This window comes from Algoriphagus sp. 10J20-15, assembly GCF_055809615.1.
This window is the reverse complement of sequence record NZ_JBVVUG010000048.1, coordinates 82,610-106,329: the sequence shown is the minus strand read 5'-3', so window position 1 is coordinate 106,329 and position 23,720 is coordinate 82,610. Positions and strand designations below refer to the sequence as shown.

Below are 23,720 nucleotides of genomic sequence, written 5' to 3'. Positions count from 1 at the left end.
ATAGCGTATTCTCATTATTTAAGAATATTATTAAACCTATTTCTTGACAAAAATGGGATTGGTCTGCGCATCTTATAAATTAGCATTCCGCTCAGAGGATAGTTGAGAGTTAGACTTCGCTTTGTCTGACTTATAATGTGATCTGAAATTCACTAGTGTTGCGTCAATTTACTTTAAAATAACACTTTATTATAGTGCTCTCCGCGTAAATCTCAGTGTTCCTCTGCGGTTAAAAAAAGAATAAAAATGCTGAAAAAAGAACGATTCGAAGCCATCATCAATCACTTCCGTGAGAATATGCCCATTGCTGAAACTGAACTACAGTATGAAAATCCTTTTCAGCTTTTATGTGCTGTGGTTCTTTCAGCGCAATGCACAGACAAGCGGATCAATATGGTGACGCCTGCCTTATTTGAGAAATTCCCAGGGCCGGAGTTTTTGGCAGCTTCCAATTTTGATGAGCTTTTTCCTTACATCAAGACGGTGTCTTATCCGAACAATAAGACTAAGCACCTTTTAGGTTTGGGAAAAATGTTGGTGGAGGACTTTGGAGGAGAGGTGCCTTCCACCGTTCCTGAGTTGATCAAGCTACCTGGAGTGGGTCGAAAAACTGCCAATGTGATCACTTCAGTTGTTTGGAATCAGCCCAATATGGCTGTGGATACGCATGTTTTCCGAGTTTCAAAAAGACTCGGCTTAGTCTCCCAAACTGCCAAAACTCCACTGGAAGTAGAAAAGCAACTTATCCGACATATCCCCAAAGAATATGTGCACATCGCACATCACTGGCTGATTTTGCATGGTCGATATGTTTGTTTGGCACGTAGACCAAAGTGTGAAGAATGTACGCTGACACATTTGTGTAAGTATTTTGAGAAAAATCAAGGGAAAATCACAAAACTAGAAACAGAAAAATAATGTGCGGAATCCATCTGATCTGGGGAAAAGGCGCAAATGAAGCAGCTATCAATGCTATGCTTCAGGTAAGTCAGCATCGTGGTCCAGATCAGCAAGGGAGTTTCAGCCCTTGGCCAGGGCTATGGATAGGAGTGAATCGCCTGAAAATTCTTCACAAGGGATATGAAGCAGACCAACCTTTTTGGTCTCCTGATGGAAGATCCTTATTGATTTGGAATGGAGAGATTTACAATTATAAGGAGCTTAGGAAGCTATTGTAGCAGATGGGTGTCATCTTCATCACGCAGTCGGATACGGAGGTAGTTTTGCATTTGTTGCGAGCTTTTGGCGCGGAAGCCCTGAGCAAAACTCAATGGTATGTTTGCGTTGATTTATGTGGATTTGATTGAGAAATCTGTCCTCGTTGCCCGGGATCAAACTGGTGAAAAGCCTCTTTATTATGCTCAGAACCCAGATACTCTTATTCTTTCTTCCGAATGCAGAAGCATCCAAAGCTTAAAGTCTTCTGAGCTAAATACTAAGCAATTTGAAAACTATTTCTACCTGAGAGCACCTCATTTGGGAAGTACTTTTTTCCACGGGATCCATGAATGGAAGCCTGAGCGCTACACCAAGATATTAAGTCACACCGCATTTCGTTGGGATCAAATCTCAAGCAAGGCTAAATCATCTATTGAACCAACTTTCGACTCATTTAAAACTACGCTAAATGAAGCCGTTCTGAATCAATTTCATGCCGATGTCCCTGTAGGCATGCAGCTTAGCGGCGGAGCGGATAGTTCATTACTTTACTCGATTTGGTATAAGCAAACAGGAATTCCATTACCTACTTTTACCATTCAAGTTGAGAAAAAATACCGAAAGAAATATGCGGATGGAGATGCTGCAACTCGCTTTGCAATCCAGTTTCCGGGCAATCCTCATTTGATAGAAATCAATCAGAAAGTATTCTGGGATAATTGGGAAGCATACCTAAAAAGTGTTGATCAGCCTATTGGAGATTCTGCAGGATTTCTCACGTGGATGATTGGCAAGGAAGCAAGGAAATCTGTTAAAGTATTGATCTCAGGTGCTGGGGCCGATGAGCTTTTTGGTGGATATCAGCGACATAATGCGTTTGATATTTATCAGAAGAGGAAAGATTTGCTTTTAAGATTTCAGGAGATTTTAAAAAAAATGCCTGTAGGAAGAACTTACCAAAAATTCATATTAGGAATTGATACAAGTCCACAGAAGACCTTTCTAAATTTCTCTGGCTTAGAAAATATTCCTGACGAATTAGGAGAGGATTACGATAGGGTTTTTGACAAAAATCTGCCTCTATATTCTCAAATGCTCGATTTTGACAGGCAAGTCTATCTTGTGCAAGATGTGTTGAAGATTCAGGATAATGCCTTGATGGCGCATAGCCTTGAAGGAAGGAGTCCTTATTTAGATGCTTCACTGCTGACATTGTGGAGGAACGTTAACCATGAGAAATCGCTAAAAGGCAAGCCATGGATCAAGCAGTATTTAACTGAGTTGGGGCTTAACTGGATTTCTAACCGGAAGAAATTTGGATTTGGGTTGCCTTTACAAGAGTGGTTTTCTGAAAATGGAGAATTTTCTATGAGAGTTTTCAATTCAATTAAAATGTTCGAAAATTCTCACGGAGAGCTTTTTCCAGATAGAATGCGGGAAATTGCCTCCAGACCTGAGCATTTCGTGAAGCAACATTTTTTAATTCTTTATAACCTGTTCCTTCTTGCAGAATGGGTGAAATTGCACAGGCTATGAGAATTATTTATATCCATCAATACTTTAAAACCCCCTCTGATGGCGGGGCCGTGCGTTCTTTTCATTTGGCTAAAGGATTAGTGGATGCAGGTCATGAGGTAGAAATGATTACTGGCGGGTCTAATTCCGGCTATGATCAGCGATGGATTGAGGGAATTAAGGTGCATTATTTGCCAGTTAAGTACGAGCAGAAATTTGGATTTTTTAAACGTGTTATGGCTTTCATAAGCTATGTGCGCCAAGCTAAAAAACTGATTAGGAAACTACCTAGGCCAGACTTACTGTATGTTACTTCCACTCCTCTTACCACCGGATTGCTTGGGCTTTGGGCAAAAAAGGCCTTGGCAATTCCTTATATTTTTGAAGTTCGCGATCTCTGGCCGCAGGCACCGATTGAAGTTGGAGCGATAAAGAATCCTGTGTTGAAAAGCAGTTTGAAGAGGTTGGAGAAAAAGATTTACCTACACGCTATGAGTTTGGTTGCGCTTTCTCCAGGAAATCGCATCTCATCTTAGAAAAATTACTCCTGCACAAAAGATTCACTTGATTCCGAATTTCTCAGATTTAGACAGATTTTATCTGATGGAGAAACGAAAAGAGATCCTTGATAAGTATGAGTTGACCAATAGTCTGACCATTGCCTATACTGGAGCTTTGGGAAAAGTAAACGCAGTAGAGGAGCTTTTAGAGCTTGCTGAAATGGCTCAAAACCGAGGTAAAAACTGGCAATTTTTGATTATGGGAGAGGGTAGCCATGAAGCTCAATTGAGAAAAATAGCCTCGGAAAAATCTCTTGAACAGGTTCGGTTTATTTCCTTTGGTTCTAAAGAAAAGGTGAACGAAGTTCTGAGTTTGGCAGATTTTGCCTGGATTTCCTTCGCGCATTTACCCGTTCTTAAAACGAATAGCCCAAATAAATTTTTTGATGCCTTGGCAGCTGGTAAAGTGATTTTGGTGAATCATAAGGGCTGGGTTTATGACTTGGTGAAAACCCATCAGCTGGGTATTACCTGTCTTCCATCTAAGATTGAGTCGGCCTTTATTCGCCTTGAAATTTTAGAAAGTAATCCTGAACAACTGATAAAAATGCGAAAAAATTCGCGCAGGTTGGCTGAGCTACATTTTACTAAAGAGCTAGCGATTGCTCATTTGAAGCAGGTAATAAGTACAAATAAGGATCTCTCATCATCCAACGAGGAATTCATAAGATTGACTAGTTGAGAGGCTTCAGTATGCGCTTTTTTATATAAAACTTAGGTTTCTAAAGTTTGCAATATCTACCTGCATCATTTTACCAATATCGTGAATATTTAGTCTTGGAGGGGTTTGTAATTCAAGGTTGGATAATTGGGCAGTATAGGAAAAGCAAGAACTTCAAAAACAATATAGGCATGGGTTAGTTGTTTACGTTGAACTGATTTCCAACTTATAACTAACTAAATAAAAATGAAAAACTTGCAATTAAACACAAAGCGGCTACTAACTGTAGCACTTTCAATCTCAATGTTTGCTGGATTTTCTTCCTGCGATGACGATGACGATGATCAAATGCCAACTTCACAGAATGTTGTTGAAGTAGTAGTAGCTGACGACAATTTTTCAATCTTAGAGACAGCAGTAGTTACTGCAGGATTAGATGACGATCTTAGTGCTACTGGCCCTTTTACAATCTTTGCTCCGACGGATGCAGCATTTGGAGACTTCATTACCGAAAACAATATTTCAGCAGCAGATCTTCTGGGTAATTCAGACTTAGCGAATATTTTAAGCTATCATGTAGTTTCTGGCAATATAACCTCTGCTAATGTAACTGCTGGACCAGTAACGGCACTGAATGGTGAGATTTTCTACGTTAGTGTCGATCCCAATGGAGGCGTCTGGATTAATGGCAACACCATGATTACAGCTGTAGATAAAATGGCTAGCAATGGCGTGATCCATACATTAGATTATGTAATCACTCCGCCTACAAAAAGCATCGCTGAAATAGCAGTTGAAACTTCCACTGCTTCTTCCCCAGAATTTACTCAATTAGTTGCAGCCCTTTCACGTGCAGGACTAGTAGATGCGGTAAGTGGTGGTTCAAATGATAATTTGACCGTTTTTGCACCTACCGATGCTGCTTTTGAAGATTTATATGATGCTCTAGGTGTGAGTGGAGTCGATGAAATTGATGTTGATTTATTGACAGATGTACTTCTATACCATGTAGTGCCTGCAAGAGCATTCTCTCAGGATTTAAGAGATGGTGCGAGCTTGCCTACCTTATTGGAAGGAAATAATTTATCTGTTGATCTTGCAGGTTTGAGTATAAATGAAAGTGGATTAATTCCTTCTATGTTAAACATTCATGCAACTAATGGAGTTATTCATGTAATTGACCAGGTCATCGTACCGGAGTAACAATGAAATTGAGTACCACAATTTTATAGGATAGGGTTTATTGGTGAAAAACGAGTCTAGATTTAGACTCGTTTTTTTTGTCCTAGAGGCAATGAATCCTTATTCAGTTGGCTTCCTGGGCCTGTATGCTGATTCTCTAAAAATTTTCTCAGCATCAGGTTCTGCCATCAAGATATCCAGAGGTACATCCTGATTGAACTGGTAATCATCCACAATATTCCATCCCAACCATCTTCCTAATCTGCCAGGAGCTTTGGTACTAATGGCATCAGTGAATGGCGCTTCTCCTATGTATTTTCTGATTTCAAAAGGATTTGTTTCGTATAGTAATTCATTTTCCACAAAGTGGGACCAAATCAATTCCTCATTATCAAAACTCTCAGAAATAGCCTCCGGTGTATACCCGATGATGTATTGATCTGAGGTACAAGGCAAAATTGCTTTAGTGAAATGGTAAGTTTTACCGTAATAAATCATTTCGGCTAGCAATCTATTATCCTGAGGATTAGTTACGTTATACCGAGCAGAAATTGCCATGACGATCATCGGTACGATGTACGGTTTATCGTAGCGCTCAGCCATATAGCGTGGTAATTCTGGCTGAAAAGAATGCGTGGGTGGCAAAAAGTAGTCTAGTCCAATTACAATCACATCATCTGTGACAATCAGGTCAGAATTAAACCCAGAAGTGAACGTGTAAACCTTTGGGATTTTAAATTGAGGAAAGTAATATTTGATTGCTTTAAACGCATTTTCAAGATCTTTTTCCACATCAGAGAAATCGCTGAATATCACCTGCACTGAATCATATAGTACTCGCATGGAAGAATCTTGGTGAATAGCCAACAGCTCAGCTGCCAGCGTATCAGGACTTCGATAAAGGTCCATTTGCAAGTATTCAGCAGTAAATTCCGGGTTTTCTTCAAATAGATATTTGAATTCCTCAATGGATTTGGCTTCGAAAAAATCCTTTTCTAATCGTATAATATTGACCGTCAGATCTTGGTCTAAAATTTCAGGTGAAAGCTCACAGCCTTCATTTTCTTTTTTGCCGCAAGCGAAAGCTAAAATCAAAAAAAGAGAAAGGGTTATTTGTCGATAGCTGGAAATACGCATGAATGAATTTTTTTCAAAAATAGGAATTGAAACGGTAACAGAATCAACGAAATACTTGACAGACTATTTTCCCCTCACTGCTTTCAGGATTACTTCATAGACATCAGTAGGCTGTATGGTGTCCGCCTTCACCAAGTTTTTATCCTGAGACACAAGGAGAGGCTTATCCAAGTCATCTTCGCTTAATCTCCCATGCGCACCTTTTACCAGAGTGGCATCCAATGGAATGACGTCCATCAAGTAGCGGAAACCAAGCTTTTTCTTCAGGACTTTGGAACCTACTGTGAGCAAAGGTATCTTAATAGCTGGATCAAGTATTAACTCCACTGGATCATAGCCGGGCTTTTTGTGGATATCTACACATCGTGCATAATCTGGAGCTTTAGCATCGTCTAGCCAGAAGTAATAAGTAAACCATGACTCCTTATCTGCCATTACCACCAAATCTCCAGATCGCTCGTGGTCTATATGATGCTCCTTTCCCTTCTTTATCAAGGACCAGTTCTACTCCAGGAGTAGCCTCAAGAAGCTTTTTGACCTGAGGCAAAATGCTTAAGTCGTTTACATGAATATGGGCAACTTGATGATCTGCCACGGCAAAAGCTTTGGAAGTTCCGGCGTCTAAGGTTTCCAATCCCTGCTCATCTTTTACCTGAATCCAGCCTTGTTCTCTAAAAATCCTATTTAAATGAATTGGCTTACTCACAGTGGTAATCGCATATTCTGACAACAAAATCACCTGAGTCCCTTGCTTTTCGAAGTAGGTAATCAGATCCTCTGCAAGCTCATCTACTTCTTTCAAGTATTTTCCGATTTTGTCAAAATCTATCCCGTACTTCTGAAGAGAGTAATCCAAATGCGGTATATAAATCAGATTTAAAGTCGGGTTGTGCCATTCATCTACCTTTTTGGAAGCCTCGGCTATCCATTTACTTGAGGCAATGTTTGCATTTGGTCCCCAAAAAGAGAAAAGAGGAAATTGACCCAGTTCTTTTTGAAGTCGATCACGTAATCCCATAGGCTGGGAATGACAATCGGGTTCTTTTCTGCCATCAGCAAGATAGAGTGGTCTTGGGGTGACTGCATAATCCACACTGGAGTACATGTTGTACCACCAAAACATATTGGCTACAGTAAATTCGGAGTTTTCTTCCTTGAGTGTTTCCCACACTTTCGGTGATTGTACCAGCTTATTAGATTGGCGCCAAAATTTGATTTCACATTCGTCTTGGAAGTACCAGCCATTTCCTACAATCCCGTTTTCAGTAGGCCATTTTCCAGTCAAATATACAGACTGAGCGGTGCAAGTAACTGCTGGTAATACAGGTTCTACGACTGCGCGTTTTCCTTTTTCTATCCATCTTTTCAAGAAAGGAGTATGCGCTCCAATCACTCGTGGAGAAAGTGCAACTATATCTAAGACAACTGTCTTTTTCATTTTAATTCAATTTTTCGATTACCCATGCCAGCTCCCTAGAAATGGATTCGCCTAAGTTTAAGCGTGTATCTTCCGGTAATACTTCCCAAGTATAGGTTTCCACTTCAAGATGGTTAGCGATTGAAGGGTTTTTTAAAATTTCATTGAGTACAATTGAAATTTGATCCTGTGTGGATGCTAAAGCCCCGTAATTATCTAAAAAAACAGGCACATGAAAATGGATTCTCCATTCCTCTTCATCTGTAGTGTCCAAGACTTTGAGAGCCTCAGGCAAATCAGAATAAGAATTCAACGTACCATCTTTCCTTTTAGCAACAACTTGATGTAGGTAGGTCGATTCTTCGAAAGGTAGTAGGTTCACCTTGAGCAAATCTCTAGCTGCTGGCTCATGAGGGATGAGCACTCGTAAAGCTGCAGAAATTTGGATCTTACCGATGTTGATTCCAGCCTTTTCAAATTTGGCAAAGGTATCGGCAGGCTTTTCATAAACGATTGCAAAGTGGCAAACATCATAGCAAACTTGGATATGCTCTTTGATTCTATTTTCAGCCTCATCTTCAGAAATTCCTAATTTTTCAGCGAGCCAAGGTTTACCAATTGGCAGAAGCCAGTCCGAAAATAGCCAGATCATCTCGTCAGAATTTTCCAAAATCCCATCTGGTTCTGGCTCTATATCCAAGTGCATAGACTTGCCTGTTTGTTTTTTGATTTCAACAAGTTCCTCCACTACTTCCAACAAGTGTTGGGTGGCGGTTTTCATTCCAGCATTTAATGCTGATTCGGATTTGAACCAATGTCTGTAAGAAACTGGAGAAGTTGAGATTCCTCCATCAATGCTTTCTGGTAATAATTGCGCAAGAATTTTGAAAGATCTGACAGTGTAATCTCTTCGGTCAGTTGTAGTCCAATCAGGAAAATGAACCTGGTCTTTTACAGCTGTTCTATGGAAATCACCGTAAGGAAAGCCATTTAATGTAAAAACATATGCGTCCTCAGCTTCAAGCCAATTCTTAAATTCAGCCAGTTGTTCTGGTTTTTCTAGAATGAGACTTGCTTCATTAGAAAGCCTGAGGCCTATACCAAAGGGCTTATCTACACTTAATCGATTCTTTACTTCAGGAATATATTTTTTTAAGTTTTCAAATGTTGCTTCCCAGCTCTCTCCGGGGTGAATATTGCTGCAGTAACTGAGTTGAAATCCTTTGATTTCCATGAATAAAGTTGATTTTGTTCTGAATTAACTTGTGACCAAATTTTGTGTTTGGTTGTAACTTTTGAGCAGATCTATAGCCTGATGGATTAGCTGATGATCCATTTCATGCACTTCTTCTCCTTTGCCCAATGCCTTCAAAAGCATGATGGTTAGTTGACCTCCTAAGTGCTCTTGGAATTCTTTCAAGCCTTTGATTAGGTTTTCTCCGCCTAGCTCAGGAGCAAAAAGGTCAAACCCTAAGGTTTTAAATACGGAGATTATCCTTACCAGATCGTCTTCTGTAATCCATCCTTTCAAAAATGAATATGTGGAATCCAAGGCAATACCGATTGCTACAGCTTCTCCATGACGAATTCGGAAGTCACTTAAATGCTCCAATTTATGAGCCGCCCAATGGCCAAAATCCAATGGCCTTGATGAGCCAAACTCAAAAGGATCTTTTCCGGATATATGATCCAAATGCATTTGCGCACAGCGGATAATCAGCTCCTGCATGGGAGCCATTTCTCTCCCGGCTAGAGCCGAGGAATTATCCTCAATCCAGGAAAAGAAAGTTAAATCCTTAATTAAGGCCACTTTTATCGCTTCGGAAATCCCGGACCTCCAATCTCTATCATCTAGCGTTTTTAGGAAATTGAAATCGTTTAGAACTGCATATGGTGGAGTAAAAGTGCCTAGGTAATTCTTTTTCCCAAATAGGTTTACAGAGTTTTTCACCCCGACTGCTGAGTCATTTTGGGAAAGAACTGTAGTGGGAATACGAATTAGGCGAATCCCACGGTGAGATATAGCAGCTACGAAACCCACCATATCTATCACAGCACCACCACCTATCACGGCGATGTATGAATGTCTGTCTATTCCATACAGATGGGTTGCTTTAACAATTTCATTATAAATGGCATCATCATTTTTAGATGCTTCTCCACCCACTACTACAATAGGGTCCGATGCAAGTGTAAATGATTCCGAATGTGCTTGTGAATAAGCTTTCAGTTGGCCTAACAGGTTTGGGTGAGCATTTTTAACCCCTTTGTCCACTACGAAAAGGACTTTGGACTTTCTTTCTTTAGAAAGTATATCGACAAATAACTTATTCTCAGGAGTGAAAATTTCTTCTGAAAAACAGACTTGATATTTGAAGGGTACAGAAAATGATTGTTCAATAATCGTATTCATAATCAACAGGGTATGGGCTTAAGCTGCTAGCTGGAATAAATACAATTCCGAGCCCCTTTTAGTTCTTTGTTAGGTAACTGCGAATTTCTTGGCTAGCCAAAGAGAAATTGGCAACAACAATAACACAAATAATCCAATCTGCCATCCTGCAAAAGCCGAAGCTAATGAGGCATTGACAATTATTAGGGAAATAACGGCAGCTTTCACGGATTTGCCTATGAGTTTTGGGTTTTGGCTACGAATAGCTCTGATCAAAGGCGGGAAAATCATGTAGCATAGTAAGGCTATGAATGGAAATACTTCCCCAACTATTAGTATTATGTAGGAACGGAATTGAGCCTATTACTGCGATGACAATTACGTACATTAACAGCCCACCATACAACGCATTCCTGTTTTTTCCATGAACTTCACCACGGCTGATCATGGTGATCGCGGCTACAAATATTAGTGGGATCAGACCTAAAGGCCAAAAAGTAGATAGTAATTCTGGAGTTACACTGACACCCAAAAGCAAATTACCAGAACGGCAAAGTCCCATATTTATCGGGCCTATCAGATTCTGGTGCTTTCCCCAGTAATCATACAATACTGCTAGAAGGGCAACCACCGAAGCTATTCCAGCGGAAATCAAATTTACTTGAGCTGCAGCTAGTACTCCAATAAGGAGAAGCGTAAAAGACATCCATGCGGCTCTGCTTTTAGATACTCTACCACTAGGAATGGGTCTTTCCGGCCTCTCAATTGCATCAAGTTCGGCATCGAATACATCATTGAAGGCAACACCTCCAGCATACAATCCAATTGTACTTAATGAAAGCCAAGCTAGTTTGGTAAGTAGTATGTTTCCTCCTTGTCCACCTTCCAATAAATAAAACCATGTGCCTGAGATAGCAAAACCCGCCCAAATGTCAGCTATTGCTGTGACTACATTTGCTGGGCGGGTAAGTTGTAAATAGGCGAAAAGCCGAGTAGTTCGCATTTATTAATTTTCTACAATATTTGATTTACCTTCCACTCGTGGAGTTTGTCCACCACGAAGAACAGAATTACCACTCATTTTTTTGGTTTGGTCCAGCGGTGCAGCATTCAACCAATCTTGCTCATCCATTTGTCCACTTTGCCCAAAAGCAGTTAATGCATTTTGATAAGTTACCAATTTGATATGTTCTTCTGGGATTCCAGATTTACGCATGAGGTCAGCTGTTTTTGGCACAGCCAAAGGGTCTGAAATTCCCCAATCTGCAGCGGAATTGACGATTATTCTTTCTGGCCCGTATTGCTTCACGATTTCTACCATGCGCTCAGAACCCATTTTGGTATGTGGATAAATGGTAAATCCAGCGTAATAGCCCCGATCCAACACTTCCTTTACTGTCTCTTCATTGTTATGATCTACGATCACCATTTTCGGATCCAACCCATGCTCTTCGGATACATCCATACTGCGAATGGTACCTTTTCTTTTGTCTCTGTGCGGAGTGTGGATAAGCACAGGGAGATCCACTTCTTTTGCCAGTTCCAACTGAAGTCTATAAAACTTGTCCTCAGCTTCAGTCTGATCATCGTACCCTATTTCGCCTATTGCCACCACACCTTCTTTGCCCACATATAAAGGCAAAAGCTCCATTACTTGTTCAGCTAATGGTTCATTGTTCGCTTCCTTAGAGTTCAACCCCATCGTGCAGTAATGCACAATACCGAACTGACTGGCACGAAAACGCTCCCAACCTACGAGGGTGCTGAAGTAATCTTTGAAGCTTCCAACTTCTGTTCTTGGCTGTCCTAGCCAAAACGCTGGCTCAATGACGGCAACAATTCCAGCCTTTTGCATGGCTTCATAGTCGTCAGTCGTACGGGATACGACGTGGATATGTGGATCTATATACATGATTATTTATTTTAGAAAGGGTAATGTAAAATTAGGGATTAAACGCGAGTTCGCTGAAACTCCGAGCCAATGCTTTCCCAAGCAATGGCATCCATATCAAGAGCGGCAACTTGGTCAGGGTAAGATTCGAGCAAAGACTTTGCCTCTGTAAACGCCGATTCCCTTAAGGTCAATAATGCTGCTTTTACTTGAAGATCATCTCCAGTTGCCAAAGTTTTTTTCAGATCCTCTAAATACATTTCATTGACAAAGGGAGCAACTAGTCTCCATATTTCTGGCATCACCTCTCTGCCTGCTGCCCAGCGCTCATGAGCAAAATCCCTTGCAATCGCTGCCAAAGCTAGGTTTCTTCTCCCCTCTAATCCTTGAATTCTATAAAGTGGGCGCTGCATAAATATTGCTTTAAGAACCATTTGATTCCAATTGGCTTCCGGGAAATACTTTGCTGGAAAAGGATTGTTTAAAGCAATCGCATCAAAAACAAGGGAAATATTAGTACGAAGGCCATCAATGGCTCTAGGAATTAAATCCTCCTGAAAAGGCATAAGTGGTAAAGCAGCGAAAAGTGCTTGGTGCTCATGCATGTCAGCCGTTTCAAAAAGCTGATTCATTGCTGCAAACCAAGCTACTTTTTCCTGTGGATAACTTAACATCAATACAGTTCTGGCAGTTTGTAATTCATCCCAATGCTCAGGTTGAAACCCTGTGGCAAGCTCGTTTGCTTGAACAAGTTTATCCTGTGAAAGCGTGAGTTTTTCCTTTTTGAAGAATCTGGATGCTTGGCTGAAAGCGAGAAAAAACTTCGAAGGAGTTCCTTCGGAGCTGATCTTTTCAACTTGTTTATTGAGCCAATCCAAGCCTTTATGATTAGCTGAGGTATCTAGCAGTTGGGTTAGATAGCTTATTAATTGATTTTTCATAATGAAGAGTTGCCGTTTAGGGCTTAGCGTCACCTTTGCTTTTATTTTATAAAATACGCTGAAATCTACCAGAATATCCACTTAGATAATGCTCAGCGGTAGGAAAAAGTGCCCTACCTGACAAAAATCACTTTCTTACATAATCAACCCTCAGATATTTTCTTTTTCCTTAACTTGCCAGCCTTTTAGAAGGAGATTTGCCCGTCAAAAAGTAGCTTGGGGCACTATTTTGTGGGTATTCATCCTCAATTTCTACCTAGAATGAGTTTCATGTTCGTGATTAATAATTCTTTATGACAACTAGTACCATCCTGCTTTCTATCTGTGGAATAGGCTGGATTATTACATATATAGAGGCTTTAAGGGTAGGGTATAAGGACAAGTCCTATAGTATTCCTTTTATAGCACTTGGTCTTAATTTTACTTGGGAGCTGTACTATACTGTTCCTGGCTTCTTTGAGTTTGGGACCCATGTGTCTAGCTTTTTCAATGCCTTCTGGTTACTTCTGGACTGTGGTATTCTGTACATGTATTTTAAGTATGGAATTAAGGAAGTATCTACCAAAAAGAGCACTTTTTATATTCAGGCAATAGTATACCTAATAGGCTGCCTAGTCTTACAGCATTTCGTTTTTCAATGGGTTGGAATAGTACTTGGAGCACTTTACATGGGTTTTCTTCAGTGTATTTTGATGTCCTTCCTATTCATTAGAATGTATTACCGAAGACCTGGTTTACAGGGGCAATCCTTAACCTTGGCGATTGCAAAATTTATTGGAACCCTGCCATTAACCATATTATTTGGAATAATCGGTTCTAATAGAGGCGGAGGCGTACATGAACCAATTCTTTATATAGGTTCAGTCATTTTTGTTTTGGATGTGGCTTATATCTACCTAGTGGCGAAAAGGAGAAAGAGTATAAAAGCGATTCGGTCAAATATATCTTAGTCCTTTTTTATATCCTCTTATTAAAAAATTAACAACCTCACCCCCCAATCGCAATCATACTTCTATTATCAGAATGAAGGGTTGGGTCGGAGATTTTTTCCATACTATCCATTCCTGCACGCACAGCCTTTTTATTTAGGATGGATTCTAAAATAAGCGTTTCCACATCTTCCCCAGCACGCATAGCTGCTAATAAGTCAGTTTCCTGATTTGAAAAAAGACAGTTTTTGATACGACCATTCGCCGTAAGTCGAATTCGATTGCAGGTGCCGCAGAATGGGTTGGTAACGGAGGAAATGATTCCAAAATCTCCTTGGTAGCCGGATATCTTAAATTTACGAGCGGTGAAATTGTCCTCATTTGGAAGAGCAGAAATCTTCTCGGCACCGAAGTAGGAACCTAGTTGGCTGAGAACTTCCTTCTCTGAAACCATCTTGGAGCGATCCCATTGATTGCCATCAAATGGCATGAATTCTATAAAACGAACCGAAACCTGATAGTCCTTGGTCATTTCCACAAAGTCAATTAACTCATCATCATTGGTTCCTTTGATCAGTACAGCATTAATTTTCAGATCGAAGCCATTGTCATGAAGTAGTTCAAAGTTGTCTAGGGTTTTTTGGAAACCTGTTCTTCTGGTAAGTTCTTGAAAGCGTTCTTCCTTCAGTGTATCCAGACTGAAATTGATCTTTTTAATACCTAGTTTTTGGAAGTTATCCACATGTCTATCGATCAATAATCCGTTGGTTGTAATCGAAAGATCCACGGGCATTTTTGAAAGTCCATCGAGTATCACCCCGATATCTTTCCGAAGCAGAGGCTCTCCGCCAGTGAGTCGAATTTTATTCACTCCTAAGCCTACAAAGATCCGGGCAAATTCCAGCACCTCATCAGCACTCATCAAGTGAGCTTTTGGACTTAAGGGAATTCCTTCAGCGGGCATGCAGTAGCTACAGCGCAAATTGCACTTCTCAATTAAGGAGATCCGCAGGTAATTGTGGATCCTCCCAAATTTGTCTTTTAGCTCCTGAATATTACCCGATTGGGTCATGATTAGCTCCTTTTAATATTTTAAAAACATGCAATAAATGAGGGAAAACCGCATCCATTGATTCTTTTGCTCCATTGGTTGATCCTGGTAAAGCCAAGACTATGCTGTCGCCAATAGTGCCAGCCACAGATCTTGATAGCATAGCAAATGGCATAATCTTCTGTCCATAGCTACGAATTGCTTCCTCCACACCTGGTATTCTTCTCTCCAAAATCGGCTCTAAGGCTTCAGGAGTAACGTCTCTTTGTGAAAGTCCAGTTCCCCCAGTAAAAATCACTAATTGATTACTCTCTGTAAGTTCAAAAGTCCGGGCCCCGGATCAGTTCCAACTCATCAGGAATTACCTCATAAGAAGTCACGTTCACACCATGCGTCTTCAACTTATCCACAATAACTTTTCCTGCTTTATCTTCCTTGATTCCCTTAGAAATGGAGTCAGAGCAAACCACGACAGCAGCTTGGATTTCTTTCGGGTTTTTGTCTTTGAAACTTGATTTTCCACCCGTCTTTTCCACCAAACCAATTTCCCGAATTACAATTCCCTTGTCAATGGGCTTCAACATATCATACATAGTAAGCGCAATCACTGAAGCTCCATGCATGGCTTCTACCTCTACTCCTGTTTTATATACAGTCTTTACCGTGATAAAAATCCGTATTTCCAATCCATCAATCTCGTATTCCACTGCGGTATATTCCACAGGAAGTGGATGACAATCAGGAATAGTAATGTGGGTGTTTTTCACTGCGAAAAGCCCCGCCACTTTAGCCATTTCGAACACATTGCCTTTTGGAACCCGGTTTTCCACCACAGCTTCAATGGTCTCAGCTGAACTGACATGTACAATCGCCTGAGCTTTTGCCGTACGAAGTGTGGTGACTTTATGTGTGATATCTACCATTTGTTTACCTAGTTATCTGCCAATATTCCCCTTGGCGTACTTTCATTGTTTACTCTGCTGGAAGACCGAAGACCGGTGACCGAAGTTGCCTAAATGATAACTTTCACCGCACTATAAGTCGCTTTAGTCTTTTTCTTGAAGGAGTTGCAGATTTACCTTTTTTGTTCAACTATTTACCTTCCACTGATGATCTGCATTATCAAGAATCTCCTTGCCGAAAATCGGAACATGCTCTTTCACTTGATTCACGAGCCATTCTGTGGCCTCATACACTTGCTTTCTTCGTGGAGAGGAAACGAAAACAAAAATGCAAATCTCTCCGACTTTCACCTCACCCAGACTATGATAAATGTGTAGGCAAGTCAAATTGAATTTCTCGAAAGCCGCTTCTCGGATTTCATACAGCTTTTCATTTGCCATTTCCTCATAAGTCGTGTATTCTATGGCAACCACTTTATTATCACCAACTTCATCTGCACGAACCTGACCAAGGAAAATGTTATGTGCACCAATGCTATGCTTGCCTTGATGCTTCGCAATAGAATCAGCTATAAATTCAGGAGAAATCGCTCCTTCAAGAAATACTTTTTTCATATTCAATCAATTTCAATATATCTTTTGCTCCACCTCTGACGGCTCTAATTTTATTGAATCCTGCTTTTTGAAGCAATCTTCCAGCTTGAATCGCTCTTCCTCCAGCTTGGCAGAATAACGTAATTTCACTCTCCTTATTTAATTCGGAAAGCCTACTTTCCAGCTCAGAAAGAGGGATATTTAAGCAAAAACCGGAAGGGATTTCGGGTTGCTCCCCAGCTTCCCTCACATCAAGCAGTAATCCTTCTTGTATCAAAATAAGCTCTGGATCAGTCAAAACCACCTGTGCAGATGCAGTGTTTTTTGCATCTCGAATTGGCTCATCCGCCAAGTGGAATATCTGCTGATCATTAGTGAGCATGTTATAAACCAAGATTTTCCCTGAAAGTACCTCACCAATTCCGAGTATGATTTTCAGCGCTTCATTTGCCTGAATCATTCCTATCATTCCTACAGTAGTTCCTAACACACCAGCTTCTTCACAGTTCAAAACCACTTTGTCTTCCTGTGGAAATAGGCTAATATAAGAAGGACCTCCTTGAAAATTGAAAACTGAAACCTGGCCCTGAAATCTGAATATAGACCCATAGATCATAGGCTTGCTGTGGCGGATACATGCAGCATCTAAAGTATAGCGCACCTCAATTGTATCCGTTGCGTCGATGACCAAATCATAGGATTCAAGCAAGCTATCCACGTTCTCTTCAGACAGAAACTCAGGAACTATCTCAAACTGAGTGGTAGAATTCAATCCCAATAGAGCCTTCTGAGCCGATTCTACTTTTAGCGAACCAATCGAATTCTCTTGATATAAAACTTGCCTGTGAAGGTTGCTTTCTTCTACACGATCTCCATCCACAATCCCAATTCTCCCTACCCCGGCAGTAACTAAATATGGTAAAACCGCACAGCCCAAACCACCTGCTCCCACCACCAAAACGCTACTTGACTTAAGCTTTTGCTGACCGGAAGTTCCGATACCTGGAAGAATGATTTGTCGCTGATATCTTTCCATTTTATCCTCCTGCAAATGGTGGAAGTAGTGCTACTTCGTCTGAATCAGAAATATTCAGAGCTTGTTGCTTCGAGACAATTTTTCTATTGATTGCTACCTGAAAAGGGAATTGGGCTATGGCATATTTAGAGTCTAACAACTCAAGCAGATCAACCAAACTCATAGAGTCATGGTCCAAAGTCTCCGAACTGCTCTGCGCTGCTTCTGCGATATTTCCAAAATAATTCACTGTAATCATAGCTTCAATTTAATACACATCGTTCGTATTAATTACTAAACGGCAAGGTATTCAGGTTTTGGAAAATAAATTCGTCTTCTAAAACCCAGTCTTCTTTCAATTGTTTTTTCACTCGTGCCAGATGCACCACTTCGCCAATGACAATAACGGCAGGCGCTGCTATTCGTTGGTTCTCGCTGATTTCTACGATGTTTTGAATAGTTCCTACCACTTCTTTTTGCTCCGATTTGGTACCGTTTTGTATGATGGCTATAGGTAAATCCTGCTTGCCAAAGGAAGCATAAATCGCAGCTATTTCTTTCAGTTTGCTCATACCCATGAGTACCACCACTGTTGCTGAGGATTGGGCGGCTAGGGTCAAATCATGTGATAGCTCCCGAGTGCTTGTGGTGCCGGTAATCACCCAGAAGCTTTCGGCCACTCCACGCGCGGTCACTGGAATTCCTACCGAAGCAGGAACGGCCACACTGGAAGAAATTCCTGGAATCACTTCTACTTCAATTCCATGTGCCAAAGCATAGTTTTCTTCCTCTTTTCCTCTTCCAAATACAAATGGGTCTCCACCTTTTACCCGGACTACATGCCCAAATTCAGTTGCATAATTCACGATGAGCTCATTGATCTCGTCCTGTGTATGGCTGTGATTACCTTTTCTTTTTCCCACAAAAACCAACAATGCCCGATTGGCATGCTGTAGGATTTCCTCATTAACCAGCGAATCATATAGCACCACATCTGCATGGCATAGCGCTTTGACGGCTTTTAACGTAAGTAGCTCTGGATCGCCAGGGCCAGCACCAATTAGAGTAAGTTTCGGCGATTTGCCATTGATAGTTTTCATAGGTCTAGTAGGTTGAGCGCATGTAATTCTGCTTTACTATTGATATTCTGAACGAGTGACTTTTCTTCAGTATTGATTATGATTTTATGATGCGAGATCGAATTCACCAGCGGACAGAGCTTCAATTTTTCTGATGAAATAGCATCAGAAAATGTTTTTAAGGCCTTTTTTTTATAAACACCAATCAAAGGATAATCATTTTTGTCATCGCTAAGAAAGGTGATCAGTGCATCTTTTTGTTTTGATTCTGTGGTTAGTTTTGCGAGAAGGCTAGTTGTAATCTTCGGTACGTCACAGCTGAGAATTAGATTTTGCTCGGTATCTGTATGATTGAGAGCGGTAAAAATCCCTCCAACAGGGCCTTTGTCTGCATAGGTATCTTCTATCATCGGCAATCCCATAAAGGTATAATCCCCATTACTCGTGACTAAGATGATATTGGACGTGATCGGCAGGATTGCTTCGACTATCCATTGTATAAAAGGTTTCCCTTTGTAGAGGACGAGTCCTTTTTCAGACTGCATTCTTGTGCTTTTTCCTCCACAGAGTACGTAAGCCGATATGTTTGCTGAATTTTTCATTCCTCGATTCTCTATAAATCCCTTGCTAATGTCTGTTTATCGGTAAGTAAAGAACAGACTCTCCAGCTTCAAGGATTTCTTTTTCTGCCGGGACAAGTACCAACGCATTTCCCAAAGCATAGGAAATCAACATGCTAGAGGCTTGTTTTGGATATATATCCAAATTCCCATTTTTCTCTGTTCCAAGTATAAAAAGAGTCTTTCCAAACTTGTTATATGCACGATGCTGTAGCACTCCAGACTGGAAGTTTAAGTCGTAATCAGGGTCGCCTGACATGATTTTCAGCGCCGAAAGAGCATAAATCAAAAAGCAAGTCAGTGAAGAAGCAGGATTTCCCGGCAAAGCAAAAACCAATGTTTTATCTGACCGGCCAAACCATAGTGGTTTTCCTGGCTTTTGGTTGATTTTATAGAAAATTTTCTGAACTCCATTTGCCTGCAAGGCCTCCTCGACAAAATCGTAATCACCAACTGATATACCTCCTGAGATCAACAACAGGTCACTCTCGAGCCCAGACTTAATGGCTCGTTTGGTCGCCTCCAGGTCATCAACGACTTTTAAAAGCTGCACTGAATCATATCCTCTTGATTTCAGTGCAGCTTCAAGCATGATCGCATTGCTCTCGTAAATGGCCCCGGGCCTGAGAGGAGTTCCTGCCTCCTGAAGCTCGTTTCCCGTAACGATCAGCGTAATTTTGGGTTTGTTAGTGACTAAAACCTCTGTGATCCCAAAACTGGTCAAAAAACCAATGATGGATTCGGTGATTCTCGTCCCAGCTGGCAATACTTGTTCGCCAGCTTGAATTTGTTCGCCTACTTCTCTCACATTTGTGGATTTTTCAGGCATTATTTGAATGGCTATATTAGGTCCATTCACTACCACATGCTCTTGCATGATTACAGTATCCGCTTGGTCAGGCACACGGGCACCGGTGAAAATGCGCACGGCTTGATCTGCTAGAATCTCAAAATCGGTCGCATCTCCCGCCTTGCACTCACCGACTACTTGTAGCTCTTCTATCTCTCCTCTTCGAAAGGCATAGCCATCCATGGCAGACTGACGAAATGTAGGCAAACTGATCGGAGCTAAAATTTTTTCTGCCAAATAGCAGCCATAAGAATCCCTAAGGTGCCTTTTTACACTAGGCAACTGGCTAGTGTGAGTTTTGATTAATTCTAAAGCTTCAGAAACTGAAATCATCTTGCTGTGGTATCTTGGCTAAACATATGAAAAAATACGTATTAATACTTACTTTACTACGTAATTTATTCTCTTGTTAAGTGTTTTAATGATCAAAAGCACTTTCTTCGATGAAGCTCTGCCATTTTTGGCGCAAAAAAAAACGCTAATCAAAGCGTTTTTTAAAATCTCAATTTCTATTCTTACCAGCTTCCTCCAGCTCCACCGCCTCCGAAGCCGCCTCCTCCGAAGCCGCCGAAGCCTCCGCCTCCGCCGCCACCAAAGCCTCCACCGCCGCCAAAGCCGCCAGAAGATCTACCACCACCGCCTAGCATGTTAGCAAGCATAATCGTAGTCCACAGGTCTACTCCTCCGCCTCTGCCTCCCATATGATTGTTATTGTCGTTGCGATTTTTCAACATTGGAAGAATTACAAAAATGAAAATGAGGAATAAAATCATAAAAATTGCTCCTCCGCCATTTCCAGTCGATTCAATATCCTCAGCCTTATATTCTCCTGAGGCGAGTTTGAAAATCATATCTGTAGCCTCATTGAGACCTTCATAATAGGCTTCCTTCCGGAAATTGGGAAGGATCAAGTTTTCCACAATTCGCTTTGCCAATGCATCAGGAACTGCTCCTTCCATTCCATATCCGGTAGCTATGAAGACTTTTCGATCGTCCATAGCAGCAAGAATCAAAATCCCATTGTCATTTTCTCCTCCGCCAATTCCCCAAGCTTGTCCTAGGCGAAAAGCATAATCAGAAATGTCGTATTGCCCCACAGATCGCATCATCACGATGGCTATCTGCGTGGAAGTGCTGTCATTGTATGCGACTAGTTTACTCTCTAACTGTCCTAGTTCGGAAGCAGAAAGTGTGTTGGTGAAGTCGGTCACTAACCTAGGCGGGTTAGGTACAGGAGGGAAGTCCTGCGCCTGAAGGCCAAGTGAGAATAAAAGATAAAGTAAGGTGATAGGTAGGATCTTATGATCCAAAAGAAATCTCATCAGGAAGTTCGTTTATGTCTGAATCCCCCTGATAGGGGAAATGCGCTCCAAGTTGCTCACCGGCCATGTGGATGCCGTCGATCAGACCTTGTGTAAATTGACCTTGCTTGAATAAGCCGGTCATGTGTTCTTTTATTTTTTCCCAGAAATCCTCCGGAACTACTTCGTTGATGCCTTTGTCACCGAGAATGGCAAAGCGCTTATCGACAACAGCCAAGTAAAATAGCACGCCGTTTCGATCTTTGGTCTGGTGCATTTTGAGGGTGTCAAATACCTTCACCGCGCGATCGAGTACCTCGCCTTTGCATCGACTTTCTATATGCACTTGAATTTCTCCAGAGGTGGAAACTTCAGCAGACCGGATCGCATTCACTATCGCTTCCCGATCTGCTGTTGAGAATAATTTCTCAGCCATGATGAGTTGTATTAAAATTGAACGGAAGGTGCATTCTCAGCTCCTGCGGATGCCTCGAAGTAACCTTTCTGCTCAAACCCGTACCAACCTGCAAAGATGTTGTTCGGGAAGGTTCGAAGATTTGAATTGTAATCCTGAACGGACTGATTGAAATTACGTCTGGCGACAGCAATTCTATTTTCTGTGCCTTCCAGCTGAGCCTGAAGCTCTAAGAAATTTTGGTTTGCCTTTAATTCAGGATAGCGCTCCACACTTACGAGCAATCTGCCCAAAGCGCCGGAAAGGTTGTCCTGTGCTCCTTGGAATTCAGCAAGTTTTTCAGGAGTAAGAGTAGAAGCATCCACATTCATAGAAGTTGCTTTAGCTCTTGCTTCGATAACTGCTGTCAAGGTTTCCTGCTCAAAATCTGCATAGCCTTTTACCGTATTTACCAGGTTAGGAATCAAGTCAGAACGACGCTGATATTGAGTCTCTACCTCAGCCCATTGGCCGTTGATCACTTCCTCTGTTTGCACAAAAGTATTATAGGTTCCTACAGCCTTGGTGTAAATGAAAATACCGAGCACCAACAGGATACCAATAGGAATAAGAAATTTTTTCATGTGTTTATATTGATTTTTAAAACTAGAATACTCACGTAATTGTGACTGGGAGGTTTGACTTTTTCACCTTCCTTCTCTCAAAATTACCGCTTTTATCTTAATGGAACCAATTAGGACCTTAAATCTGCTGCCTGAGAATCAGACTGAACTTTAGATCTTTGTATTTAGTAAGGTCATCTGACTCATATCTACGAATCTCCAGTTCGATTTTCTTCCCAGGTACAGACCTGAGCAATTTGTTAATTTCTGACAGTTCCCAGATGAACGTTGGAACTTTATTAATAACAAGTATTTCATCATAGGCTTGTAAGCCAGCCCGACCTGCAGGAGACCCTGCACGTATCTCAGAAATATAAATCCTATTATCATCATCTATTATTTTTTTCAAAGACATCCCGCTCATATCAAATTGGAATGGAGCGTAAAAATTATCTGCCTTCCGAACGAGTAAACGGTTTCTTTGATAATCAAAAATAAGTCTGGTGCGTCCTAGCACCTCTGCACCCAAGCTTCCCGAACGTCCAGATTCTTTGATCACATAGCTGTAGGGGGTTTCATTTGGATAGGATGTGAGCACTTCGTCTAGTTTGAAATTTGCCAGCTTCATGTAATCTACCCGACCAATGAAGCCGTAGAGTACTCCCCCGAGACTTTGCCCCAATGCAGATTCTATAAAAAGCGGAGGCATGGTAATGTTTTCGGACGTTTCACGGTTTAGCAAAAGACCGTGATTTGCCCCCGTATCGATGAGTAGTTTTGGTTCCAGTATAGAGCCGTCCTTTTGTTTTACCATTACATTGATGTAGGGCTTATTATCTTGAACTTCCATGTTTAGCTTTCGGTAGAAAAGCGGTCTCCACTTGAGTGCGCCGGGCTCATAAAAAATTATTTTTCCGTCGTCGTAATTAATTTTCACTGGGTTATACTTGAAAAACTCGTAACCCAAGATCCCGTAAACCGGTACTCCGATCACAGACTCCAGCTCCAAAAACTCCTGCTCAAGCACAAGTAAACTTTGAAAAATTCCTTCAATTGGGCCTAAATCAAAGTTGTTTATTGGAGATACTGAAGCCATCAAATCTTCAGCCCCGTCAGCACCAACCAGTTTTATCCTACGTGTATATTCCAGATTAAGCGCGTCTCCAAGGGTTTTGCTAAATAGAATATTAGATCGTACCCCAGTATCTACCAAGAAATTTAATGGTGTATTTCCATTGATTGATACAGGGATTATGATCAGGCTATTTGAAGAATAGAAAGGTAAGGTCACCTTGCGTTTATCCTCTTTCATGAAAAAACCAGGCACCTGACCATTACACAGAAGCTGCGCAGCTAGCAAAAATATAAGGAGTAAGGGTAAGCGTTTATACATAGAATATTGAAAACCCGGATCGTTCTAATAAGTTAATCTGTTTTGTGAATATTATAAGGAAACTTACAAAAACAACCAATTTAACTGGATCTGTATACGGATTATATCGGTATTG

General features: G+C 41.1%; 27 protein-coding genes and 1 pseudogene. 7 read left to right on the top strand and 21 right to left on the bottom strand.

The window, feature by feature from the left end; genetic code table 11:
* The first annotated feature begins 246 nt into the window (after nucleotides 1-246).
* The 6 genes from nth to AC0L6R_RS23160 all read left to right on the top strand — a co-directional run bounded on the left by nth (nucleotide 247) and on the right by AC0L6R_RS23160 (nucleotide 5,097).
* Complete coding sequence (gene nth / locus AC0L6R_RS23185; protein WP_473273332.1) at nucleotides 247-918, top strand: endonuclease III; 672 nt, start codon at nucleotides 247-249, stop codon at nucleotides 916-918.
* On the top strand, nucleotides 918-1,178 hold the full coding sequence (locus AC0L6R_RS23180; RefSeq protein ID WP_473273331.1) for a hypothetical protein: 261 nt from the start codon (nucleotides 918-920) through the stop codon (nucleotides 1,176-1,178). The genes nth and AC0L6R_RS23180 overlap by 1 nt, the downstream gene beginning before the upstream one ends.
* A gap of 97 nt (nucleotides 1,179-1,275) precedes the next feature.
* Nucleotides 1,276-2,694 (top strand): asparagine synthetase B family protein, encoded by a 1,419-nt coding sequence (locus tag AC0L6R_RS23175; protein ID WP_473273330.1) that lies wholly within the window; start codon nucleotides 1,276-1,278, stop codon nucleotides 2,692-2,694.
* Entirely contained in the window at nucleotides 2,691-3,209 is a 519-nt protein-coding gene (locus AC0L6R_RS23170) for a glycosyltransferase (protein ID WP_473273329.1), read from the top strand. Before AC0L6R_RS23175 ends, AC0L6R_RS23170 begins: the two co-directional genes overlap by 4 nt.
* A 67-nt stretch (nucleotides 3,210-3,276) precedes the next feature.
* Nucleotides 3,277-3,915, top strand: a complete 639-nt coding sequence (locus AC0L6R_RS23165; RefSeq protein ID WP_473273328.1) for a glycosyltransferase — start codon at nucleotides 3,277-3,279, stop codon at nucleotides 3,913-3,915.
* 225 nt (nucleotides 3,916-4,140) lie between these two features.
* The gene (locus AC0L6R_RS23160; protein ID WP_473273327.1) at nucleotides 4,141-5,097 is read left to right on the top strand and encodes a fasciclin domain-containing protein; all 957 of its coding nucleotides are present in this window, start codon (nucleotides 4,141-4,143) and stop codon (nucleotides 5,095-5,097) included.
* A gap of 99 nt (nucleotides 5,098-5,196) precedes the next feature.
* Here the strand turns inward: AC0L6R_RS23160 and gldB are convergent, their stop codons facing one another.
* From gldB to AC0L6R_RS23120, 8 genes and pseudogenes are all read right to left on the bottom strand, one after another.
* Nucleotides 5,197-6,213 (bottom strand): gliding motility lipoprotein GldB, encoded by a 1,017-nt coding sequence (gldB, locus tag AC0L6R_RS23155; protein WP_473273326.1) that lies wholly within the window; start codon nucleotides 6,211-6,213, stop codon nucleotides 5,197-5,199.
* 63 nt (nucleotides 6,214-6,276) lie between these two features.
* A pseudogene (locus AC0L6R_RS23150) lies at nucleotides 6,277-7,651 on the bottom strand (alkaline phosphatase family protein).
* A gap of 1 nt (nucleotide 7,652) precedes the next feature.
* Nucleotides 7,653-8,864: a metabolite traffic protein EboE gene (gene eboE / locus AC0L6R_RS23145; RefSeq protein WP_473273325.1), complete on the bottom strand. Its 1,212-nt coding sequence runs from the start codon at nucleotides 8,862-8,864 to the stop codon at nucleotides 7,653-7,655.
* A 24-nt stretch (nucleotides 8,865-8,888) separates the two neighbouring features.
* Complete coding sequence (locus AC0L6R_RS23140; RefSeq protein ID WP_473273324.1) at nucleotides 8,889-10,043, bottom strand: 3-dehydroquinate synthase; 1,155 nt, start codon at nucleotides 10,041-10,043, stop codon at nucleotides 8,889-8,891.
* A 69-nt stretch (nucleotides 10,044-10,112) separates the two neighbouring features.
* Entirely contained in the window at nucleotides 10,113-10,313 is a 201-nt protein-coding gene (locus tag AC0L6R_RS23135; RefSeq protein ID WP_473273323.1) for a hypothetical protein, read from the bottom strand.
* The gene (eboC, locus tag AC0L6R_RS23130; protein WP_473273322.1) at nucleotides 10,279-11,025 is read right to left on the bottom strand and encodes a UbiA-like protein EboC; all 747 of its coding nucleotides are present in this window, start codon (nucleotides 11,023-11,025) and stop codon (nucleotides 10,279-10,281) included. Before eboC ends, AC0L6R_RS23135 begins: the two co-directional genes overlap by 35 nt.
* A 3-nt stretch (nucleotides 11,026-11,028) precedes the next feature.
* Complete coding sequence (locus AC0L6R_RS23125; protein WP_283412111.1) at nucleotides 11,029-11,934, bottom strand: TatD family hydrolase; 906 nt, start codon at nucleotides 11,932-11,934, stop codon at nucleotides 11,029-11,031.
* A gap of 38 nt (nucleotides 11,935-11,972) precedes the next feature.
* A complete protein-coding gene (locus tag AC0L6R_RS23120; protein ID WP_473273321.1) occupies nucleotides 11,973-12,854 on the bottom strand; it encodes an EboA domain-containing protein in 882 nt (293 codons plus the stop codon).
* 293 nt (nucleotides 12,855-13,147) lie between these two features.
* Between AC0L6R_RS23120 and AC0L6R_RS23115 the strand changes: the two genes are divergently transcribed.
* On the top strand, nucleotides 13,148-13,804 hold the full coding sequence (locus tag AC0L6R_RS23115) for a transmembrane-type terpene cyclase (RefSeq protein ID WP_473273320.1): 657 nt from the start codon (nucleotides 13,148-13,150) through the stop codon (nucleotides 13,802-13,804).
* 37 nt (nucleotides 13,805-13,841) lie between these two features.
* On the opposite strand, the gene moaA is transcribed toward AC0L6R_RS23115, so the two are convergent.
* From moaA to AC0L6R_RS23050, 13 genes are all read right to left on the bottom strand, one after another.
* The gene (gene moaA / locus AC0L6R_RS23110; RefSeq protein WP_473273319.1) at nucleotides 13,842-14,855 is read right to left on the bottom strand and encodes a GTP 3',8-cyclase MoaA; all 1,014 of its coding nucleotides are present in this window, start codon (nucleotides 14,853-14,855) and stop codon (nucleotides 13,842-13,844) included.
* Nucleotides 14,839-15,132, bottom strand: a complete 294-nt coding sequence (locus AC0L6R_RS23105; RefSeq protein ID WP_473273318.1) for a molybdopterin-binding protein — start codon at nucleotides 15,130-15,132, stop codon at nucleotides 14,839-14,841. Before AC0L6R_RS23105 ends, moaA begins: the two co-directional genes overlap by 17 nt.
* Nucleotides 15,133-15,154: 22 nt before the next feature.
* Nucleotides 15,155-15,757, bottom strand: coding sequence for a cyclic pyranopterin monophosphate synthase MoaC (gene moaC, locus AC0L6R_RS23100; protein ID WP_473273317.1), 603 nt, complete (start codon nucleotides 15,755-15,757; stop codon nucleotides 15,155-15,157).
* A gap of 165 nt (nucleotides 15,758-15,922) precedes the next feature.
* Nucleotides 15,923-16,351 carry a molybdenum cofactor biosynthesis protein MoaE gene (locus AC0L6R_RS23095; RefSeq protein ID WP_473273316.1) on the bottom strand — a complete coding sequence of 143 codons (429 nt, stop codon included), beginning with the start codon at nucleotides 16,349-16,351 and terminating at the stop codon, nucleotides 15,923-15,925.
* Complete coding sequence (gene moeB, locus AC0L6R_RS23090) at nucleotides 16,332-17,366, bottom strand: HesA/MoeB/ThiF family protein (protein WP_283412121.1); 1,035 nt, start codon at nucleotides 17,364-17,366, stop codon at nucleotides 16,332-16,334. Before moeB ends, AC0L6R_RS23095 begins: the two co-directional genes overlap by 20 nt.
* Before the next feature lies 1 nt (nucleotide 17,367).
* Nucleotides 17,368-17,604 (bottom strand): MoaD/ThiS family protein, encoded by a 237-nt coding sequence (locus AC0L6R_RS23085; protein ID WP_473273315.1) that lies wholly within the window; start codon nucleotides 17,602-17,604, stop codon nucleotides 17,368-17,370.
* A 28-nt stretch (nucleotides 17,605-17,632) separates the two neighbouring features.
* The gene (gene cobA, locus AC0L6R_RS23080) at nucleotides 17,633-18,445 is read right to left on the bottom strand and encodes a uroporphyrinogen-III C-methyltransferase (RefSeq protein WP_473273314.1); all 813 of its coding nucleotides are present in this window, start codon (nucleotides 18,443-18,445) and stop codon (nucleotides 17,633-17,635) included.
* On the bottom strand, nucleotides 18,442-19,026 hold the full coding sequence (locus AC0L6R_RS23075) for a molybdenum cofactor guanylyltransferase (RefSeq protein ID WP_473273313.1): 585 nt from the start codon (nucleotides 19,024-19,026) through the stop codon (nucleotides 18,442-18,444). The genes cobA and AC0L6R_RS23075 overlap by 4 nt, the downstream gene beginning before the upstream one ends.
* A gap of 25 nt (nucleotides 19,027-19,051) precedes the next feature.
* Nucleotides 19,052-20,227, bottom strand: a complete 1,176-nt coding sequence (locus AC0L6R_RS23070; protein ID WP_473273312.1) for a molybdopterin molybdotransferase MoeA — start codon at nucleotides 20,225-20,227, stop codon at nucleotides 19,052-19,054.
* 182 nt (nucleotides 20,228-20,409) lie between these two features.
* Nucleotides 20,410-21,216: a TPM domain-containing protein gene (locus tag AC0L6R_RS23065; protein ID WP_283412126.1), complete on the bottom strand. Its 807-nt coding sequence runs from the start codon at nucleotides 21,214-21,216 to the stop codon at nucleotides 20,410-20,412.
* Nucleotides 21,194-21,631, bottom strand: coding sequence for a TPM domain-containing protein (locus tag AC0L6R_RS23060; protein ID WP_283412127.1), 438 nt, complete (start codon nucleotides 21,629-21,631; stop codon nucleotides 21,194-21,196). Before AC0L6R_RS23060 ends, AC0L6R_RS23065 begins: the two co-directional genes overlap by 23 nt.
* A gap of 11 nt (nucleotides 21,632-21,642) precedes the next feature.
* Nucleotides 21,643-22,233: a LemA family protein gene (locus AC0L6R_RS23055; RefSeq protein WP_283412128.1), complete on the bottom strand. Its 591-nt coding sequence runs from the start codon at nucleotides 22,231-22,233 to the stop codon at nucleotides 21,643-21,645.
* A gap of 118 nt (nucleotides 22,234-22,351) precedes the next feature.
* Complete coding sequence (locus AC0L6R_RS23050; RefSeq protein ID WP_473273311.1) at nucleotides 22,352-23,572, bottom strand: aspartyl protease family protein; 1,221 nt, start codon at nucleotides 23,570-23,572, stop codon at nucleotides 22,352-22,354.
* Between the last annotated feature and the right edge of the window lie 148 nt (nucleotides 23,573-23,720).

Excerpts from the sequence above, each read along its gene's own strand:
- AC0L6R_RS23095 (WP_473273316.1), bottom strand. The coding sequence starts at position 16,351 with ATGAAAAAAGTATTTCTTGAAGGAGCGATTTCTCCTGAATTTATAGCT.
- eboE (WP_473273325.1), bottom strand. The coding sequence starts at position 8,864 with ATGGAAATCAAAGGATTTCAACTCAGTTACTGCAGCAATATTCACCCC.
- AC0L6R_RS23160 (WP_473273327.1), top strand. The coding sequence starts at position 4,141 with ATGAAAAACTTGCAATTAAACACAAAGCGGCTACTAACTGTAGCACTT.
- AC0L6R_RS23140 (WP_473273324.1), bottom strand. The coding sequence starts at position 10,043 with ATGAATACGATTATTGAACAATCATTTTCTGTACCCTTCAAATATCAA.
- AC0L6R_RS23165 (WP_473273328.1), top strand. The coding sequence starts at position 3,277 with ATGGAGAAACGAAAAGAGATCCTTGATAAGTATGAGTTGACCAATAGT.
- AC0L6R_RS23180 (WP_473273331.1), top strand. The coding sequence starts at position 918 with ATGTGCGGAATCCATCTGATCTGGGGAAAAGGCGCAAATGAAGCAGCT.
- AC0L6R_RS23125 (WP_283412111.1), bottom strand. The coding sequence starts at position 11,934 with ATGTATATAGATCCACATATCCACGTCGTATCCCGTACGACTGACGAC.
- cobA (WP_473273314.1), bottom strand. The coding sequence starts at position 18,445 with ATGAAAACTATCAATGGCAAATCGCCGAAACTTACTCTAATTGGTGCT.
- AC0L6R_RS23170 (WP_473273329.1), top strand. The coding sequence starts at position 2,691 with ATGAGAATTATTTATATCCATCAATACTTTAAAACCCCCTCTGATGGC.
- AC0L6R_RS23070 (WP_473273312.1), bottom strand. The coding sequence starts at position 20,227 with ATGATTTCAGTTTCTGAAGCTTTAGAATTAATCAAAACTCACACTAGC.
- eboC (WP_473273322.1), bottom strand. The coding sequence starts at position 11,025 with ATGCGAACTACTCGGCTTTTCGCCTATTTACAACTTACCCGCCCAGCA.
- gldB (WP_473273326.1), bottom strand. The coding sequence starts at position 6,213 with ATGCGTATTTCCAGCTATCGACAAATAACCCTTTCTCTTTTTTTGATT.
- nth (WP_473273332.1), top strand. The coding sequence starts at position 247 with ATGCTGAAAAAAGAACGATTCGAAGCCATCATCAATCACTTCCGTGAG.
- AC0L6R_RS23085 (WP_473273315.1), bottom strand. The coding sequence starts at position 17,604 with ATGATTACAGTGAATTATTTTGGAAATATCGCAGAAGCAGCGCAGAGC.
- moaA (WP_473273319.1), bottom strand. The coding sequence starts at position 14,855 with ATGACCCAATCGGGTAATATTCAGGAGCTAAAAGACAAATTTGGGAGG.
- AC0L6R_RS23055 (WP_283412128.1), bottom strand. The coding sequence starts at position 22,233 with ATGAAAAAATTTCTTATTCCTATTGGTATCCTGTTGGTGCTCGGTATT.
- AC0L6R_RS23115 (WP_473273320.1), top strand. The coding sequence starts at position 13,148 with ATGACAACTAGTACCATCCTGCTTTCTATCTGTGGAATAGGCTGGATT.
- AC0L6R_RS23065 (WP_283412126.1), bottom strand. The coding sequence starts at position 21,216 with ATGAGATTTCTTTTGGATCATAAGATCCTACCTATCACCTTACTTTAT.
- AC0L6R_RS23060 (WP_283412127.1), bottom strand. The coding sequence starts at position 21,631 with ATGGCTGAGAAATTATTCTCAACAGCAGATCGGGAAGCGATAGTGAAT.
- moaC (WP_473273317.1), bottom strand. The coding sequence starts at position 15,757 with ATGGTAGATATCACACATAAAGTCACCACACTTCGTACGGCAAAAGCT.
- moeB (WP_283412121.1), bottom strand. The coding sequence starts at position 17,366 with ATGGAAAGATATCAGCGACAAATCATTCTTCCAGGTATCGGAACTTCC.
- AC0L6R_RS23175 (WP_473273330.1), top strand. The coding sequence starts at position 1,276 with ATGTTTGCGTTGATTTATGTGGATTTGATTGAGAAATCTGTCCTCGTT.
- AC0L6R_RS23120 (WP_473273321.1), bottom strand. The coding sequence starts at position 12,854 with ATGAAAAATCAATTAATAAGCTATCTAACCCAACTGCTAGATACCTCA.
- AC0L6R_RS23135 (WP_473273323.1), bottom strand. The coding sequence starts at position 10,313 with ATGATTTTCCCGCCTTTGATCAGAGCTATTCGTAGCCAAAACCCAAAA.
- AC0L6R_RS23075 (WP_473273313.1), bottom strand. The coding sequence starts at position 19,026 with ATGAAAAATTCAGCAAACATATCGGCTTACGTACTCTGTGGAGGAAAA.